This window comes from Haloechinothrix sp. LS1_15 (assembly GCF_033042135.1).
Taxonomy (GTDB): Bacteria; Actinomycetota; Actinomycetes; order Mycobacteriales; family Pseudonocardiaceae; genus Haloechinothrix.
This window is the reverse complement of record NZ_WBXM01000002.1, coordinates 102,686-119,497: the sequence shown is the minus strand read 5'-3', so window position 1 is coordinate 119,497 and position 16,812 is coordinate 102,686. Positions and strand designations below refer to the sequence as shown.

16 protein-coding genes are annotated in these 16,812 nt (G+C 69.6%); 12 read left to right on the top strand and 4 right to left on the bottom strand.

What is annotated here, in order from left to right:
- The first annotated feature begins 59 nt into the window (after window positions 1-59).
- Genes F8178_RS03465 through F8178_RS03455 form a run of 3 tightly spaced genes read left to right on the top strand, consistent with a single transcriptional unit; the run spans window position 60 to window position 2,567 of the window.
- On the top strand, window positions 60-857 hold the full coding sequence (locus F8178_RS03465) for a lipid droplet-associated protein (RefSeq protein ID WP_317493154.1): 798 nt from the start codon (window positions 60-62) through the stop codon (window positions 855-857).
- A complete protein-coding gene (xseA, locus tag F8178_RS03460; RefSeq protein WP_317493153.1) occupies window positions 854-2,257 on the top strand; it encodes an exodeoxyribonuclease VII large subunit in 1,404 nt (467 codons plus the stop codon). The genes F8178_RS03465 and xseA overlap by 4 nt, the downstream gene beginning before the upstream one ends.
- Window positions 2,247-2,567, top strand: a complete 321-nt coding sequence (locus tag F8178_RS03455) for an exodeoxyribonuclease VII small subunit (protein ID WP_317493152.1) — start codon at window positions 2,247-2,249, stop codon at window positions 2,565-2,567. The genes xseA and F8178_RS03455 overlap by 11 nt, the downstream gene beginning before the upstream one ends.
- A gap of 16 nt (window positions 2,568-2,583) precedes the next feature.
- On the opposite strand, the gene F8178_RS03450 is transcribed toward F8178_RS03455, so the two are convergent.
- Entirely contained in the window at window positions 2,584-3,255 is a 672-nt protein-coding gene (locus tag F8178_RS03450; RefSeq protein ID WP_317493151.1) for a DUF4245 domain-containing protein, read from the bottom strand.
- Window positions 3,256-3,392: 137 nt separating this feature from the next.
- Here F8178_RS03450 and glpX point away from each other — a divergent pair, with 137 nt between their 5' ends.
- Together glpX and F8178_RS03440 are read left to right on the top strand one after the other, a co-directional pair.
- The gene (gene glpX, locus F8178_RS03445) at window positions 3,393-4,457 is read left to right on the top strand and encodes a class II fructose-bisphosphatase (protein ID WP_317493150.1); all 1,065 of its coding nucleotides are present in this window, start codon (window positions 3,393-3,395) and stop codon (window positions 4,455-4,457) included.
- 80 nt (window positions 4,458-4,537) lie between these two features.
- Window positions 4,538-5,311, top strand: a complete 774-nt coding sequence (locus F8178_RS03440) for a serine protease (RefSeq protein ID WP_317493149.1) — start codon at window positions 4,538-4,540, stop codon at window positions 5,309-5,311.
- A 27-nt stretch (window positions 5,312-5,338) separates the two neighbouring features.
- Here F8178_RS03440 and F8178_RS03435 read toward each other — a convergent pair whose 3' ends face one another.
- Entirely contained in the window at window positions 5,339-6,343 is a 1,005-nt protein-coding gene (locus tag F8178_RS03435) for an NAD(P)/FAD-dependent oxidoreductase (protein ID WP_317493148.1), read from the bottom strand.
- A 124-nt stretch (window positions 6,344-6,467) separates the two neighbouring features.
- Between F8178_RS03435 and F8178_RS03430 the strand changes: the two genes are divergently transcribed.
- A complete protein-coding gene (locus F8178_RS03430; RefSeq protein ID WP_317493147.1) occupies window positions 6,468-7,862 on the top strand; it encodes a class II fumarate hydratase in 1,395 nt (464 codons plus the stop codon).
- A 151-nt stretch (window positions 7,863-8,013) separates the two neighbouring features.
- The gene (locus F8178_RS03425) at window positions 8,014-9,453 is read left to right on the top strand and encodes a GuaB1 family IMP dehydrogenase-related protein (RefSeq protein WP_317493146.1); all 1,440 of its coding nucleotides are present in this window, start codon (window positions 8,014-8,016) and stop codon (window positions 9,451-9,453) included.
- A gap of 70 nt (window positions 9,454-9,523) precedes the next feature.
- On the opposite strand, the gene F8178_RS03420 is transcribed toward F8178_RS03425, so the two are convergent.
- A complete protein-coding gene (locus F8178_RS03420) occupies window positions 9,524-10,939 on the bottom strand; it encodes a PhoH family protein (RefSeq protein ID WP_396344966.1) in 1,416 nt (471 codons plus the stop codon).
- 614 nt (window positions 10,940-11,553) lie between these two features.
- Here F8178_RS03420 and F8178_RS03415 point away from each other — a divergent pair.
- Window positions 11,554-11,808, top strand: a complete 255-nt coding sequence (locus F8178_RS03415) for a hypothetical protein (RefSeq protein WP_317493145.1) — start codon at window positions 11,554-11,556, stop codon at window positions 11,806-11,808.
- A gap of 47 nt (window positions 11,809-11,855) precedes the next feature.
- On the opposite strand, the gene F8178_RS03410 is transcribed toward F8178_RS03415, so the two are convergent.
- On the bottom strand, window positions 11,856-12,632 hold the full coding sequence (locus tag F8178_RS03410; protein ID WP_317493144.1) for an isoprenyl transferase: 777 nt from the start codon (window positions 12,630-12,632) through the stop codon (window positions 11,856-11,858).
- A 159-nt stretch (window positions 12,633-12,791) separates the two neighbouring features.
- On the opposite strand from F8178_RS03410, the gene F8178_RS03405 reads away from it, so the two are divergent.
- From F8178_RS03405 to F8178_RS03390, 4 genes are all read left to right on the top strand, one after another.
- Entirely contained in the window at window positions 12,792-13,445 is a 654-nt protein-coding gene (locus F8178_RS03405; RefSeq protein WP_317493484.1) for a hemolysin III family protein, read from the top strand.
- A 167-nt stretch (window positions 13,446-13,612) separates the two neighbouring features.
- On the top strand, window positions 13,613-14,260 hold the full coding sequence (locus F8178_RS03400) for a TetR/AcrR family transcriptional regulator (RefSeq protein ID WP_317493143.1): 648 nt from the start codon (window positions 13,613-13,615) through the stop codon (window positions 14,258-14,260).
- Window positions 14,244-15,884 (top strand): acyl-CoA dehydrogenase family protein, encoded by a 1,641-nt coding sequence (locus F8178_RS03395; RefSeq protein WP_317493142.1) that lies wholly within the window; start codon window positions 14,244-14,246, stop codon window positions 15,882-15,884. The genes F8178_RS03400 and F8178_RS03395 overlap by 17 nt, the downstream gene beginning before the upstream one ends.
- The gene (locus F8178_RS03390; protein WP_317493141.1) at window positions 15,881-16,723 is read left to right on the top strand and encodes a crotonase/enoyl-CoA hydratase family protein; all 843 of its coding nucleotides are present in this window, start codon (window positions 15,881-15,883) and stop codon (window positions 16,721-16,723) included. The genes F8178_RS03395 and F8178_RS03390 overlap by 4 nt, the downstream gene beginning before the upstream one ends.
- Window positions 16,724-16,812: the final 89 nt, after the last annotated feature.

The following is a 16,812-nucleotide window of genomic DNA, read 5'->3' as shown; positions in this document are numbered from 1 at the left end:
CAGGCAGGCACCGGCGAGCCAGCCTGGGCATGCCGCACCTCGTGCGAGAGACTGGGGTCATGAAGTCACTCCCGCTGCCCGTGCGCGTCGCCACGGGGCTCGCCGTCAGCGCGCTGGAACACGCCAGGGACCTGCCGCGGCAGCTCACCGGCCTGCCTGTCACGGTGGCCAGTCACGTAATGCAGCTCGCCATGCGGTTGCAGCAGCAGGTGACCGAGCTCGCGGTCAAGGGCGACGAGGCGCTCGCCGAGCTCCAGGAACCCCAGGACGACACGCCGAGTTGGGCCACCTTCGACGAGGACCTTCCCGGAGCCGCCGCACGGCCAACCCGAAACTCCCCTGGAGCGGCCGCGCATGGGGCAAGCCAGGCACGGTCGGCAACCAACCACACGGCCACCGCGGGCACGGGCCGGAACGGCCACGCGTCCGCGGTCGGCCCTTCGCGTCGGGGCGGCGACCCGGAACTGCCCACCGAGGCGATGGACGATCCGTGGGCCGAGGAGGAACGCGCACTCGCCGGGAGCAGGCTCGGCGAGCAGTCCGAGACTGACGCCGAGAGCACAGCGAGCACAGAGAACACAGGGGAAACCGGGAGCACCGGGGGCTCGACGGCCACGGAAGGCACGATGAGCACCGAAGGCACCGCGGGCCCTTCCTGGCTGCCGCAGTACGGGGAATTGACCCTGCCGCAGGTCAGGGCACGGCTCCGGCAACTGACGGCACAGCAGGTGGAGGAGCTGCTCGCCTACGAGCAGGCACACGCGAACCGCGCGTCATTCACCGGCATGCTGTCCCGGCGCATCGCCACGCTCCGGCGCGAGTCCGGGGAGGGCACCCGACCCGAGAGCGGCTCGTGACGGCTTCGGCAGGCAACGCCACCCCGGACCGACCCACGGCGGAGAACCCGTGGCCCGTGCGCACGGTGGCACGCAAGATCGCCGACTGGATCCACCGGCTCGGCCCCGTGTGGGTGGAGGGTCAGGTGACCCAGATCTCGGCGCGGCAGGGCACCCGCACGGCGTTCGTCACGCTGCGCGACCCCTCCGCCGACGTGTCGATGTCGGTGACCTGCTCGATGGCCCTGCTACGCGGCACCGAGCCGCCGCTGCGCGAGGGCGCCAGCGTGGTGGTGCACGCCAAACCCGACTTCTACCTCGCGCGCGGCACGTTGAGCCTGCGTGCCAGCGAGATCCGGGCGGTGGGCATCGGCGAGCTGCTCGCTCGCATCGAGCGGCTCCGCAAGCTGCTCGATGCGGAAGGGCTGTTCGCCGCGGAGCGCAAGCGCCCGCTGCCGTTCCTACCACGCGGCATCGGACTGATCACCGGGCGCGCTTCGGCCGCGGAGCGCGACGTGCTGGCCAACGCGCAGGCACGCTGGCCCGCGGTACGGTTCACGGTGATCAACACCGCGGTGCAGGGGGCACAGGCGGTGCCCCAGATGCTCGACGCGCTGTCCAAACTGGACTCCGACCCCGGCATCCAGGTGATCGTGATCGCCCGCGGTGGCGGCAGCGTGGAGGACCTGCTGCCGTTCTCCGACGAGGCCCTGTGCCGCGCGGTGGCCGCCGCGGGAACGCCGGTAGTCAGCGCCATCGGCCACGAGCCGGATACGCCGTTGCTGGATCATGTCGCCGACCTCCGATGCTCCACCCCCACCGATGCCAGCAAGCGCATCGTGCCCGACGTCGCAGAGGAAGCCGCCCGCGTTCGCGAACTGCGGGAACGGTCCCGCCGCGCGCTGCGCGGCTGGGTCGACACGCAGCGACGCGCCCTCGAACAGGTTCGCAGCCGCCCCGCGCTCGCCGACCCCTACGGCCCGATCGAGCAACGGCGCGAGCAGGTCGTGCAGTACCGGGAGCGAGCACGGCGTGCGGTCGTGGGGATCCTCGGAGCCGAGCAGGCCATGCTCGCCTCCGCCAGGGCACGGTTGGCCGCACTCGGCCCGGCGGCGACCCTGGAACGGGGGTACTCGGTGGTGCAGTACCCGACGGCCGGGGGCGAGCACGCCGTACTGCGCTCGGTCGCCGAGGTCGAGCCGGGGACCCGGTTGCGGATCCGGGTCGGTGACGGGGCGATCGGGGCGACCGTGCACGATGTGACACCCGTGGCAGCTTCGGCCACCATCCGGCAGGCGGGATCATTCACCGGGTCATCGCCGCAACAGCCCTTCTCGGCGGACGGGCCGGGCTCCGGGCGCGAGGCGGCCACACGTTCCCAGGTTCCGACAGCGGGAGAGCACGCACACGATGACCGATAGCGACACCACCCACACCGAGCAGGACGAGCAGGGCGACGAACTTCGCCAGCTACGGGAACTCGGCTACGAGCAAGCCCGCGACCAGCTCATCGAGGTGGTGCGCGCGCTGGAAGCAGGCGGGCTGTCGCTGGAGGAGTCCCTGGCGCTGTGGGAGAAGGGCGAGGTGCTCGCGCAGGTCTGCGAACGCCACCTCGACGGCGCACGGCAACGCATCGACGCCGCGCTCGCCACGGTCGACGACACCGGGGAGGCAGACGAGGACGGGGAGGCAGGCGCTTCGGCGACCGAGCCGAACGGGAAACAGGGGTAGGGGCGAGCCGGGCGACTCACGTCGCGGGCTCGGCCTCCAGCACGGCACGGGCCATCTCGCCGAACTCCTTCTCGCCTGCACTGCCGGTGATCATCACCTGCACCTCGTCGAGGGTGACGACCCAAGCGACCTCGTTCTCCAGCGCCGGGTACTCCTGCCACTCGTGGTCGCCGACGGTGACCTCGCCGGTGGCCTCCAGCGCGCCCGGCGAGCGCTCCGTCTCGTCGGCCACGACGTACGGCGCGGGGGCTGGCGACTGCGACAACCGGATGTACTCGCCGCCCGGTGTGAGCCACCCCACGCGGACGATGGTGTCGGCTTCGGGGTTGACGGCCGCCGCCGAGTTGGCCGACGTCGCCTGCCAATCCTGTCCCAGCTCCGGCGAACGCACCGGGAAGTCCACCCGGGTGGCCATGCGCTGCAGCTCCTGACCGGCGTCCACTTCGGGCGCGGCGTCCGGATCGACCGACGGGCCGCCGGGGCTGAACTCGCACGAGCCGATGATCATGCTGATCACGGCGATGATGCCGAGCAGGATCGCCAGCGACAACACCAGATCCCGCACGCCCTGACCGAGACGCTTGGCCGTGGACTCATCCAGCTGCGGCGCCTGCTCTCCCGGCTGCTCGCTGCCCTGCTCGCCGGGTGGCGCGGCACCATCCTGCTCCTCACGTGCCTGCTCACTCACGCTCCCATGGTCCCACCGGGTGAGATGCGCGGCTGCGCAGGGTCAATGGGCGGCCGTGCGAGCGGGCCACGATCTGGAACAATTCCCCGCAGGGTGCCAGGCGTGCAGTCGGGTACGCGAGCGACGGGAGGAGAGCGATGAGCAGCTCCAGCGAGCAGGCTACATCGGCCACACGCACGGAACGACCGGATCGCAACCTCGCCATGGAGCTGGTTCGGGTGACCGAGGCCGCTGCCATGGCCGCGGGTCGCTGGGTCGGCAAGGGGGACAAGACCGGCGGCGACGCCGCGGCCGTCGATGCGATGCGCCAGCTCATCAGCACCGTTTCCATGGACGGCGTCGTCGTCATCGGCGAGGGCGAGAAGGACGAAGCGCCGATGCTGTACAACGGCGAGCACGTCGGCAACGGTGACGGCCCGGCCTGCGACGTCGCCGTCGACCCGATCGACGGCACCACTCTGATGAGCAAGGGCATGCCCAACGCGCTGGCCGTGCTCGCCGTCGCCGAGCGGCACGCGATGTTCGACCCTTCGGCGGTGTTCTACATGGAAAAGCTCGCGGTCGGTCCCGAGGCGGCCGATGTGGTCGATATCTCGGCTTCGGTGGCCGAGAACATCCGCCGTGTCGCCAAGGCCAAGCACAGCGATGTCAGCGACGTGACGGTGTGCATCCTCGACCGGTCGCGCCACGACCAACTGGTCCGCGAGGTGCGCGAGGCGGGCGCCCGGATCCGGTTCATCACCGACGGCGATGTGGCGGGCGCCATCGCCGCGGCCCGGTCGTCCACGGGGGTGGACATGCTGCTCGGTATCGGCGGCACCCCGGAAGGGATCATCGCCGCGGCGGCCATGAAGTGCCTCGGCGGGACCCTGCAGGGCAGGTTGTGGCCCAAGGATGACGCAGAGCGCGAGCGTGCCGCAGCCAAGGGCTACGACATCGACCAGGTCCTGTCCACCGACGATCTGGTCCGTGGCGAGAACGTGTTCTTCTGCGCCACCGGGGTCACCGACGGCGATCTGCTCCGCGGTACGCATTACCGCGCGGGTGGCGCCACCACCCAGTCCATCGTGATGCGTTCGAAGTCGGGCACCGTCCGGGTCATCGACGGGTACCACCGATTGAACAAGCTCCGCGGATACGCCTCGGTCGACTTCGACGGCAGCACCGACACCGTGGGACGGGTCGTCCCGCCGCTGCCGTGAACGCGGCCGTCGCACCCCGGCGAACCGGATCGCGGCGCGGTACCGGGCGGGCGGAACGCGCAGCCGCCCGGGCGATAGCGGTGGCGATCGCGGCGACGTTGGTCGTGTCGCTCGGCGCGCTGGCAGGACATTCGGCCACCGCGGAGCCGGGCCAACCCTCCCCGACCATCGTCGGGGGAAGCGATGCCGACCAGATCTACCCGTTCATGGCGGTGCTCTCGCAGGGCGGGGAGCACTACTGCGGCGGGGTGGTGATCGATCCCGAGTGGGTGATCACCGCGGCGCACTGTGTCGCGGACCGCGACCCCGCGAGCGTGACACTGCGGATCGGCAGCACCAGCCGCTCCTCCGGTGGCGTGGTCACCACCGCGGACGAGCTCCACGCGCACCCGGACTTCGACTGGGACGACCCCGGCGGTGACGTCGGGCTGGTCCGGCTGCGCGAGCCGGTCAGGACGGAACAGGTCGGGCTCGGCGAACCCGCCGGTGAGGGAACCCCGGTGCGGCTGCTTGGCTGGGGACAGAGCTGCCCCGAGGCGGACTGCGGCGAGCAGCCCGACACGTTGCAGCAGCTGGACACCGAGGTGGTCGGCAGCGAGGCGTGCGACGACATCGACGGGGCTGTGGAGCTGTGCCTGGACAACCCCGGCGGGGATGCCGGTCCCTGCTACGGCGACTCCGGAGGTCCCGCGTTGGGCAACGACGACGGTCAGTGGACCCTGGTCGGCCTGGTGAGCAGACCGGGTTACGACGGTGACGCCTGCGGCCAGGGCCCGTCCATCGCCTCCGAGGCGGACCCGTACTCGGCCTGGACCGACGAGGTGACCGGCGCATCAGGAGACACGGCGGGATAACCCCATGGCGGATCGGGCAGGCTCAGGCTAGATATCGGTGGAGTGCCCGGGGAACAGCTTCGCGCCGGGTTGCAACGCCACGGCGATGTTGTTCACCGCGGTGGCCGCCTCGCCGAAGCCGGTAGCGATGAGGTTGACCTTACCGGGATAGGAGGCCACATCACCCGCGGCGTACACCCGCTCGCGGGCGGTGGCCATGGTGGAGTCCACGCTGATCGACTTGCGCGTGACCTCCAGCCCCCATGAGGAGATCGGGCCGAGATCGGCGACGAAGCCGAGCGCGGCGACCACCGTATCGGCCGGCAGCACCAGCCGCTCGCCCGCCTTCGGCGCGATCTCCACCTCGTTCAGCACCGGATCGCCGCGCAGCTCGACGATCTCGGCGTCGGTGATCATCGATACACCCAGGTCCTCGACTTCCCGGATCACGCTCTCCGCCGCGCGGAACCGGCTCCTGCGGTGCACCAGTGTGACGCTGGCCGCGATCGGGTGCAGCGCCAGCACCCAGTCGAAGGCCGAGTCGCCACCCCCGACCACGATCACGTGCTCGCCGCGGTGCTTGTCCAGCTCGGGCACGAAGTGCACCACGCCTTTACCGAGCCACCCGTCCGCGGCAGGCAGCGGGCGTGGGGTGAACTCGCCGATCCCGGCGGTGATCAGTACCGCCCCGGCGTGTACCGCGGCACCGCCGTCCAGCCCGAGCACGAGCCCGGAGTCCGCACCGCCTTCGGCGTCGTCGAGCGTGGTGGCCTTGCGGCCAAGCAGGTAGGTGGGTTTCGCCGAATCGGCCTGCGCCACGAGGTTGGCCACCAGGTCCTTGCCGAGTACTTCGGGGAATCCCGCGACGTCGTAGATCTTCTTCTCCGGATACATCGCGGTGATCTGCCCGCCGGGCTCCGGTAGCGAATCGACCACCGCCACCGACAGTCCCCTGAACCCCGCGTAGTACGCGGCGAACAGGCCGGTCGGCCCCGCACCGATGACGGCGATGTCGACCTGGTGTGTCTCGGGCTGCCGCTCGGGTGCACTCATCCCGCACTTCCCTTCCGCCCGACCAGTGTGGCGGGCCGGGCCACTCCGCAAGATCCACGGTAGTCGGCACGGACAGGGCTTGCCCAGTTCTCGCCCGCTGAGGCCGTGCGCGAGACTCGAGTACATGACTGACGTTGAGTACCGCATCGAACGCGACACGATGGGCGAGGTCCGCGTCCCCGCCGACGCGCTGTACCGGGCACAGACCCAGCGTGCTGTGGAGAACTTCCCCATCTCCGGACGGGGGCTGGAACGCGCCCAGGTCAGGGCGCTCGGACTGCTGAAGGCCGCGGCGGCACGGGCGAACGGCAAGATGGGCGTGCTCGAACCGGAGATGGCCGAGGCCATCGCCGCCGCCGCGGACGAGGTCGCGGCGGGCGAGCACGACGATCACTTCCCGATCGACGTGTTCCAGACCGGCTCGGGCACCTCATCGAACATGAACGCCAACGAGGTCATCGCGACCCTGGCCAGCCGCTCGCTCGGCCGTGACGTTCATCCCAACGACCACGTGAACGCCTCACAGTCGTCGAACGACACCTTCCCGACCAGCATTCGTATCGCCGCGACCGAGGCGGTGCTCACGGATGTGATCCCGGCGCTGGAGCACCTGGCCGGCACGATCGAGCGGCGTGCTGCCGAGTGGGCCGACCTGGTCAAGGCCGGGCGTACGCACCTGATGGACGCCGTTCCCGTCACGTTCGGGCAGGAGGCAGGCGCATGGGCCAGCCAGGTGCGCTTCGGTGTCGAGCGGCTCCGCTCGTCGATACCCCGGCTCGCGGAGCTGGCGATCGGTGGTACCGCGGTGGGGTCCGGGCTGAACGCACCCGCTGGGTTCGGCACCGCGGTGGCCAACGAGCTGGCCACGGTGACCGGGCTGCCGCTGACCGAGGCTCGCGATCACTTCGAGGCCCAAGCCAGCCAGGACGGTGTGGTTGAGACCTCGGGGCAGCTGCGCACCGCGGCCGTGTCGATCAACAAGATCGCCAACGACCTACGGTGGCTGGGCTCCGGGCCACGCACCGGGCTGGCCGAGATGGCGCTGCCGGACCTGCAACCAGGGTCGTCGATCATGCCAGGCAAGGTCAACCCGGTGATCCCCGAGGCGGCTTTGCAGGTCGTCGCGCAGGTCATCGGCAACGACGCCACAGTGGCCTTCGCAGGCTCGCAGGGCAACTTCCAGCTGAACGTGAACCTGCCGGTGATCGCGCGCAACGTGCTGGAATCCGCACGGCTGCTCGCGGCCGTGTCGCGGTTGCTCGCGGACAAGGTGCTGGCCAGCGTGGAGGTCAACGCCGAGCACGCGCGCGCCTACGCAGAGGGCTCGCCCTCGGTGGTCACCCCGCTGAACGCCTACATCGGCTACGAGGAGGCTGCCTCCATCGCCAAGCAGGCGCTGGCCGAGAGCAAGCCGATCCGCCGGGTCGTCGTGGAGCGCGGGCACGTCGAGGCAGGCCGCATCACCGAGGAGCAGCTCGACGAGGCCCTCGACCTGCTCCGTATGGCCCGCCCTCACTGACGGGTCCGGCCGCGCCCGGGCACCCCGTGTCCGGCGCTGTGGCACCCCGTGTCCGGCGCTGTGGCACCCCGTGTCCGGCGTTCGGTAGGTCCGAATGCCGGACACGGGGGCTACGCGCCCGGCGCCGGTGCTGGGCGCGTAGCGTGGTGGTGTGCGGTTCTTGAATGATGAGACGCCCAGCCACGAGCTGACGTACGACGACGTGTTCCTCGTGCCGACGCGCACGTCTGTCGAGTCCCGCTTCGATGTCGACCTCGCCGGACTCGACGGCACGGGCACCACGATCCCGATCGTGGTGTCGAACATGACCGCCGTCGCGGGCAGGCGTATGGCGGAAACCGTGGCGCGCAGGGGCGGGCTCGTGGTGCTGCCCCAGGACGTCGATCCCACCGCCGTGGCACACATCGTGTCCTGGGTCAAGGACAGGGACACCGTCTGGGACACCCCGCTGGTCCTCACCCCTGGCGACGCCGTGGTGGACGCGCTGAACCTCATCGGTAAGCGCGCGCACGGCGCGGCCGTCGTCGTCGACGACGACGGCAAGCCGGTCGGGATCGTGCGGGAGGAGACCTGCTCCGGCGTCGACCGGTTCACGCGTCTCGGCGAGGTAGCCGAGCCGCCGCTGGTCACGTTGCCCGTGGACACGCCACCGCGCAAGGTCTTCGACGAGCTGCACTCGCGGGGTGGCTCGCTCGCGCTCGGACTCGACCAGGCTGGCAGGCTGGCAGGTGTGCTCACCCCGGTTGCCGCGCTGCGGGCCGAGCTGTATACGCCTGCGGTCGACCGGCACGGGCGGTTGCGGGTCGCTGCCGCGATCGGCGTCAACGGGGACGTCGCCACCAAGGCCCGCTCGCTGCTCGACGCGGGGATCGACGTACTCGTCGTGGACACCGCGCACGGGCACCAGGACAAGATGCGAAGCGCGCTACAGGCGGTGCGCTCGGTTTCGCCCGAGGTGCCTGTCGTGGCGGGCAACGTGGTCACCGCCGAGGGCACCCGCGACCTCGTCGAGGCAGGCGCCGACGTGGTGAAGGTCGGGGTCGGCCCAGGGGCGATGTGCACGACGCGGATGATGACCGGTGTCGGCAGGCCACAGTTCTCCGCCGTCGCCGAGTGCGCCCGAACCGCGCGGGAGCTGGGCGCGCACGTCTGGGCCGACGGCGGGGTGCGGCACCCGAGGGACGTCGCGCTGGCGCTGGCCGCGGGCGCCTCGGCCGTGATGGTCGGCTCGTGGTTCGCCGGTACCTACGAGTCTCCCGGCGATCTGCGTTACGACGAGCACGGCAGGCCGTACAAGGAGTCCTTCGGGATGGCATCGAAGCGTGCCGTCGGTGCCCGCACCAGCGGCGAGAGCCCGTTCGACCAGGCACGGAAAGCGCTGTTCGAGGAAGGCATCTCGTCCTCTCGCATGGCACTTGACCCGAAGGCCCCCGGAGTGGAGGACCTGCTGGACACGATCTGCTCGGGTCTGCGTTCGGCTTGCACCTACTCGGGCGCGCGGAACCTCTCCGAGTTCGCCGAACGCGCCGTCGTCGGGGTTCAGTCCACTGCGGGCTTCGCAGAGGGACACCCCACCCCGTACGGCTGGTGAGCTCCGGGGGCCGAACGTGACGTCGGATGCCTGCTACGGCACCGGCGCCACGTTCGGCCCCCACTTCCCGTCAGCCGTGTTCCTCGAGCATCTCGGTGACCAGCGCCGCGATCGGTGAGCGTTCCGAGCGGTTGAGCGTGATGTGCGCGAACAGCGGGTGTCCCTTGAGCTTCTCGATCACCGCGGCGACCCCGTCGTAACGCCCCACGCGGAGGTTGTCCCGTTGCGCGACGTCGTGGGTGAGCACCACCCGCGAGGCCGTTCCCAGCCGGGACAGCACCGTGAGTAGCACGTTGCGTTCCAGGGACTGGGCCTCGTCGACGATGACGAACGAGTCGTGCAGCGAACGGCCCCTGATGTGGGTCAGCGGCAGCACCTCCAGCATGCCGCGGTCGAAGACCTCGTCGAGCACGTTCTGGCTCACCAGCGCGCCCAGCGTGTCGAACACGGCCTGCGCCCACGGCTGCATCTTCTCGTTCTCGGTGCCGGGCAGGTAACCGAGGTTCTGCCCGCCCACCGCGTACACCGGCCGGAACACCACCACCTTGCGGTGTGACCTGCGTTCCATCACCGCCTCGAGACCCGCGCACATGGCCAGCGCCGACTTCCCGGTACCGGCACGCCCACCGAGGGAGAGGATGCCGATCTCGGGGTCGAGCAGCAGATCGAGCGCGATGCGCTGTTCGGCCGACCGGCCGTGCACCCCGAATGCCTCCGTGTCACCGCGAACCAGCCGCACCGTCTTGTCGGCGGTGACCCTGCCCAGCGCGCTCGCCGTACCAGCCAGCAGCCGGACGCCAGTGTGGCACGGCAGTTCCGTGAGGTCGGCACGACCGAAGTCGGCGAGGTCGACCGCCTTGTTGGCGAAGAGCTGGTCCAGCGCTTCTTTGGGCACGTCCGCATCGGCCATGCCGGTCCACCCCGACGGCACCACCTCCTGCGCGCGGTACTCATCGGCTACCAGACCGACCGAACCGGCCTTGACGCGCAGCGGCACGTCCTTGGTGACCAGCGTGACCTCACGACCTTCCGAGCTGAGGTTCAGCGCACACGCCAGGATCCGGTGGTCGTTGCTGTCGGTGCGGAAACCTGCGGGGAGCACTTCCGGATCGGAGTGGTTGAGCTCGACCTGTACTGTCCCGCCTTCCGCTGAAACGGCAACGGGATGATCCAACCTGCCGTGCTTCCTGCGCAGGTCGTCGAGCAGGCGCAGTGCCTCGCGGGCGAACCAGCCCAGTTCGGGGTGATGCCGCTTGGCCTCCAACTCGCCGACCACCACCAACGGCAGCACGACGTGGTGCTCGGCGAAACGGGTCATCGCCCACGGGTCGGCGAGCAACACCGACGTGTCCAGCACGTACGTCTGCGGGGTCGGGGCGTGCTCACCCGGGGCTTTCCGGTCCGACGCGGTCGCATGCGGCGCGATCTCGGGACGGCTGGCGGCAGGTCCACGGGACGAGGAGCAGGACGAACGCTGCGCAGTCACGGCAATCTCCCTTGATCGGGCGTGGCACCACACCCACACTCGGTTCGGCCGGGCAATGCCCTGGCTGGTATGCCCCGTTCCGAGCGCCTCCCGGACCGGGGAGCGTGGTACCACAGAAGCCGGGTGCCGACCTCCGCGTGCGTTCCGTGCCCTCCTTTCGTCGCTCGGCTACCGTGCAGCCACGACCAGGGCCTCCCGCGATACCCCGCTCCTGATCGCGAGGTATCACCTCCGAAAACTACCCGCTTGCCCGCCCATCGCGCAGGACGCAACACCCGGGGTTGGCCAACTCGTCACGTCACCATCCCATCACGGTCAGCGCGCGGTCGCCTCGTGCTCACCGGCGCTCGTGCCCCGATCCCGACAGGACACTATGTCCTTTTTCATTACTTTAGAGTATATATTGTATTTTATCGAAAACCGGCGGTATCTCATGATTTTCAACCGTACTTACCAATAGAGGATCACCTGTTCGGGGAATAGCGACACGCAGCCGTCACACAATAGTGCAACCGCGCTCGCCGAACAGTTCGAGCGGCGATAGTTTCCATTACGGACCGCGCCGAGAACGCGATCCGGAATCGAAAGTATCCGGAACATCGAGGAGTAATATCGTGATTAAGAAAGCCGGTTTCGTGGCAGCAACCGCAGCTGGACTGATGATGCTCGGCGGCACGGCGGCGGCCGTGCCTGCCGACGCCGTGGACGAGCCGCACGTCGGTGACGGGAACATCACCTACGAGCAAGCCTTCCACCAGTTCAACGAGGGCGGGGGCGCCGCGGGATACGGTGCGGCCTCACTGGTGTCGAGCGCGTACACCGGCGTCGCACTGACTCCGGCCCTGGTGGCGGACTCCTTAAGCAACTAGCCGTCCGCCGGCCCCGGGGGCCACTCCCCCGGGGCCGGCGGCCCCGGCTACGAACCGTACCTCCGCTCCCGGCACGCGAAATCGCGTAGCGCTCGCAAGAAATCGACGCGCCGGAAAGCAGGCCAGTATGCTTCAGTGAACCAAAATTCCGAGTTCGCCGACTGCCACAACAAAAATCCGGACAAACGTTGCTCTCCCGAGGTCCGGATAATCAGGTCCGGATCCGGCTGACCGGACGTGTAGAGATATTCCGAAATATGATCCACGTCGAGGGTCCTGGCGAGCTCTTCGATCGACGTCCCCTCGCTGGCGTGTTGCTCGAGCAGCCGCCGCACCGCGTAGGCGATCTCCTGCCTGCCCCCGTAACCGACAGCCACGTTGACCTCCATGCCCGAGCGCGAGCTGGTACGCATCGCGGCGGCGCTGAGCTGCGTCGCGATGTCGTGGGGCAGCATGTCGAGCGCGCCGACGATGCGCAGCCGCCACGGTTGGCTCTGGCCAGCCAGCTCGTCGACCACCCCGGCGATGATCTCGAGCAGCGCATGGACTTCCTCGTTCTCCCTTTTGAGGTTGTCCATGGACAGCAGGAAGAGCGTGACCACCTCGACGCCCGCCTCCCGGCACCACTGCAGCAGGTGCGCGATCTTCAGCGCACCGATGCGGTGGCCGTCGCTGACGTCGGTGAAACCCGCTTCCCTGGCCCACCGCCGGTTGCCGTCGAGGATCACGGCGATATGCCGCGGCGTGCGCCCGCCTGCCTGCTTGATCAGTCTCCGGCTGTAGGCGCTGTACACGAGGCTGGAGAGGAACGACCGGACACTCACGCCCCAGCAGCCTACGCAGGCCGTCGCGACCCCGTGACACGGACCGTGCCGAGCGCCACGTCCCATACCGAGTGCCATGGCAACCTACGCTGGCGTAACCTTGCTGGCGTGAGTGCTGCGACGAACACCTCACCTGCGGGGAAGTCAACCAGGAGCCCGATCCTCGAGGTCGCCTACCGGCCGCGCCTGCGAGGGTGGATCCACCTGTGGTCGTTCTTCGTCGCGCTCGCGGCGGGAGCGACGCTGGTTGCGCTCGCGGCGTCGACGGTCTCCGCACTGGCGGCGCTGGCCACGTCGATCTACGCGCTGACGGTGCTCGGCGTGTTCGGGGTCAGCGCGCTGTACCACCGGCGCACCTGGCGGAGCCGCCGCATCTACCTGTGGATGAGACGGCTCGACCACTCCATGATCTTCCTGTTCATCGCGGGCACCTATACCCCGTTCACGCTGCTGGCCATGACCCAGCCGACCGGCTACGTCGTGCTGGCCGTAGTGTGGAGCGGCGCGCTGGCAGGCGTGGCCCTCAAGCTGCTGTGGCCCGCGGCGCCCGCGTGGCTCGGCGTGCCGGTCTACATCGCGCTCGGCTGGGTCGCCGTGTTCGTGCTGCCCGACCTGCTCCAGCATGCCGGCGTCGCCGCGCTGGTGTTGCTACTTGTCGGCGGCGCCCTCTACACCGCGGGTAGCGTCGTCTACGCCACCCGGCGTCCCCGGCTGTGGCCGGAGACCTTCGGCTACCACGAGGTCTTCCACGCCTTCACCGCCGTGGCCGCAATCACCCATTACATCGCCATCTGGCTGGCCATGTACGCCTAGCGTGTGTCTCTTGATCTCCTCCAGCCGCGAGGGGGGATCAGCGGGTGGCTGGCCCTCTGTAGCAGGTAAGCGGGATTGGAAGGCGATCATAGCCGCGGCACCCGGCGCCCGCATAGCGAGCGGACGCGCCCTTGCGTGAAGTAGTGAATCACTGGTTCACTACAACCATGCCCTACCGTAGGACCCCTGACGTACAGGCCAGGCTCGACGCCCAGCGCGAGCTGCTGCTGGACGCGGCCGTACGGCTGCTGGCCGAACGGGGCTACGCGGGCTGTTCGGTGGCGGCCGTGGCCGCAGCGGCGGGCGTGGCCACCGGCAGCGTGTACCGCCACTTCCCCAGCAAGGCCGAGCTGGTCGCTGAGCTGTTCCGCAGGGTGGTCGAGCGCGAGGTCGCCGCGGTCGAGCAAGCCTCGGCCAGCGCATCAGAAGTGACCGACCGCATCACCGCCGTGATCGAGACCTTTGCCACCCGCGCGCTGAAAGCACCCCGGCTGGCCTACGCCCTGCTCGCCGAGCCCGTGGATGCCCCCGTGGAGCAGCAACGGCTGGTGTTCCGACAGGCGTTCCGCGACATCGTGGCCCGCCGCATCTCCGAAGGTGTCGCGGCAGGCGTGTTACCAGCCCAGGACGCCGACATCGCGGCTGCGGCGCTCGTCGGCGCCGTCGCCGAGGTCATGATCGGACCGCTGACCGCGGAGAGCGCCGACGCCGACGCCATACCCACGCTGTGCACCTTCGCCATCCAGGCGCTCGGCGGGAGCGCATGCGACACCCCACCCGACGGCAACGGAGGACACCATGCCGCACACCCATGAGGTCACCAATCAGGTGCCACCGCTGGTCGACCGCGACCTCGCCAACGATCCCGCGCTGCTGGAATCCGTCGAGCGGGAGGGCGCGGGCTGGGCCACCGCCGAGCTCCACGAACTGGGCGCCCTCGCCGGTAGCGAGCAAGCTCAGGGCTGGGGGCGGCTGGCCAACGAGTGCCCGCCCGTGCTTCGTACCCACGACAGGTACGGGCACCGCATCGACGAGGTCGAGTTCCACCCGTACTGGCACACGCTGATGGATGTCTCCGTCCGACACGGGCTGCACGCCGCGCCGTGGCGGCAACGCGACATCGGAGCACACGTCGCCCGCGCGGCCAAGATGTACCTCTGGATGCAGGTCGAACCAGGTCACCTATGCCCGATTTCGATGACCTACGCGGCCGTGCCCGCGCTGCGGCACTCCCCAGAGCTGGCGGCGACCTACGAGCCGCTGCTCGCCTCGCCCGAGTACGACTACGGGCTCCGGGTGCCCGGCACCAAGCGCGGGCTCATCGCGGGCATGTCGATGACCGAGAAGCAGGGTGGCTCGGACGTGCGCCGCAACACCACGACCGCCACCCCGAACGCCGACGGCAGCTACTCGCTGACCGGGCACAAGTGGTTCACCTCGGCGCCGATGTCGGACATCTTCCTGACGTTGGCACAGACCGAGCACGGGCTCACCTGCTTCCTGCTGCCCCGGGTGCTGCCGGATGGCACGAGGAACCGGATCCACCTCCAACGGCTGAAGGACAAGCTCGGTAACCGCTCGAACGCCTCCGCCGAGATCGAGTACGAGGACGCGATCGGCTGGCCGGTCGGCGAGCCGGGACGGGGCGTGCCCACGATCATCGACATGGTGAACATGACGCGGCTGGACTGCACTCTCGGCGCCGCGGCCGGGATGCGCCACGGCACGGTGCAGGCGGTGCACCACGCCGATCACCGCGCCGCGTTCGGCGACACGTTGATCAATGCCCCGCTGATGCGCAACGTCCTCGCCGACCTCGCGGTGGAGGCCGAGGCGGCGACGCTGGTCGCGATGCGGCTGGCGGGCGCAACCGACCGGGCGGCTGCGGGCGACGAGCAAGAGGCCGCTTTCCGCAGGCTGGGGTTGGCCGCGAGCAAGTACTGGGTCTGCAAACGGGGGCCCGAGCACGCCGCTGAAGCGCTGGAATGCCTCGGCGGGAATGGCTACGTCGAGGAATCCGGCATGCCGCGGCTCTACCGCGAGGCGCCGCTGGTGTCGATCTGGGAAGGCTCCGGCAACGTCGCCGCGCTGGACACGTTACGCGCGATGGCCAAGCAGCCGGAGTCGGTCGAGGCCTTCCACGCCGAGATCAGCAAGGCCGAGGGCGCCGATCAACGCCTGGACGACGCCATCACTGCGCTCGGCAAGGAGCTCACCGACACCGGCGAGGTCCAGTACCGCGCCAGGCGGCTGGTGGAGACCATGGCCACGGTACTGCAGGCCTCGCTGCTGGTGCGGCACGGTGACCCCGCAGTGGCCGACGCGTTCTGCGCCAGCCGCATCGCAGGCGACCGGGGCGCGGTGTTCGGCACGCTGCCCGCTTCCCTCGGCGCTGCGGGCATCGACGCGATCCTTGACCGTGCGAGGGTCGCGGCATGAGCCGGGCCGTGCGCACCGAGACCTCGGACGGCGTTCGCTCTATCGTGCTGTGCCGCCCCGAGCAGTACAACACGATCACGCCACAGCTGCGGGACGAGCTGGCCGAGGCCATCGACCAGGCCGACCGTGACCCTGAGGTGCGCGTGATGCTGCTGCGCGCCGAGGGGCCCGCGTTCTGCGCGGGATACGGGCTGGACTGGTCCACCGAGTACCAGGCCGAGCAGGAAGCCTCCGAGCGACCATGGGACTCGGCCATGGATTACCGCGAGCTGTCGCGGTTCGTGGAGGTATACCTCAAGCTGTGGTACGCGGCGAAGCCGACGCTGGCCGCGGTCCATGGCTGGTGCATCGCTGGTGGCACGGACATGGTGTTGTGTGCCGATGTCATCATGGCTGACCACTCCGCCGTGTTCGGCTACCCGCCTGCGCGGGTGTGGGGCACACCGACCACGGCGATGTGGGTCTACCGTCTCGGTTTCGAGCAGGCCAAGCGGTACCTGCTCACCGGGGACGAGATCCCGGCGCCGACGGCAGCCGAGATCGGGCTGATCGCCGAGTGCGTGCCGGACGGCGAGCTCACCGAGCGTGCGACGGCGCTGGCCGAGCGGATGGCCCGGCTCCCCGGCAACCAGCTGGAGATGATCAAGCTCCTGTGCAACCAGACCGCGGAGAACATGGGCTTCGCCTCCTCCCGCACCCTCGGCACCTTCCTCGACGGCATCGCGCGACACACCGCCGAGGGACAGGCCTTCGTCGCCCGAGCCGGTGAGATCGGTATCCGGCAGGCGGTGCGCGAACGCGACGACCCGTTCGGCGACTACGGCTCACGCCCCCGGTAGAGGTGGGAGCTGAACGTGACGTTCGGTGCCGTAGACGGAAAGAACGTCACGTTCACTCCGTAGAAGGCGCTGAACGTGACGTTCAGCGC

Bases quoted from the DNA above. Each gene is read 5' to 3' on its own strand.
- F8178_RS03465 (WP_317493154.1), top strand. From the start codon at position 60: ATGAAGTCACTCCCGCTGCCCGTGCGCGTCGCCACGGGGCTCGCCGTC.
- F8178_RS03455 (WP_317493152.1), top strand. From the start codon at position 2,247: ATGACCGATAGCGACACCACCCACACCGAGCAGGACGAGCAGGGCGAC.
- glpX (WP_317493150.1), top strand. From the start codon at position 3,393: ATGAGCAGCTCCAGCGAGCAGGCTACATCGGCCACACGCACGGAACGA.
- F8178_RS03435 (WP_317493148.1), bottom strand. From the start codon at position 6,343: ATGAGTGCACCCGAGCGGCAGCCCGAGACACACCAGGTCGACATCGCC.
- F8178_RS03430 (WP_317493147.1), top strand. From the start codon at position 6,468: ATGACTGACGTTGAGTACCGCATCGAACGCGACACGATGGGCGAGGTC.
- F8178_RS03400 (WP_317493143.1), top strand. From the start codon at position 13,613: ATGCCCTACCGTAGGACCCCTGACGTACAGGCCAGGCTCGACGCCCAG.
- F8178_RS03395 (WP_317493142.1), top strand. From the start codon at position 14,244: ATGCCGCACACCCATGAGGTCACCAATCAGGTGCCACCGCTGGTCGAC.
- F8178_RS03390 (WP_317493141.1), top strand. From the start codon at position 15,881: ATGAGCCGGGCCGTGCGCACCGAGACCTCGGACGGCGTTCGCTCTATC.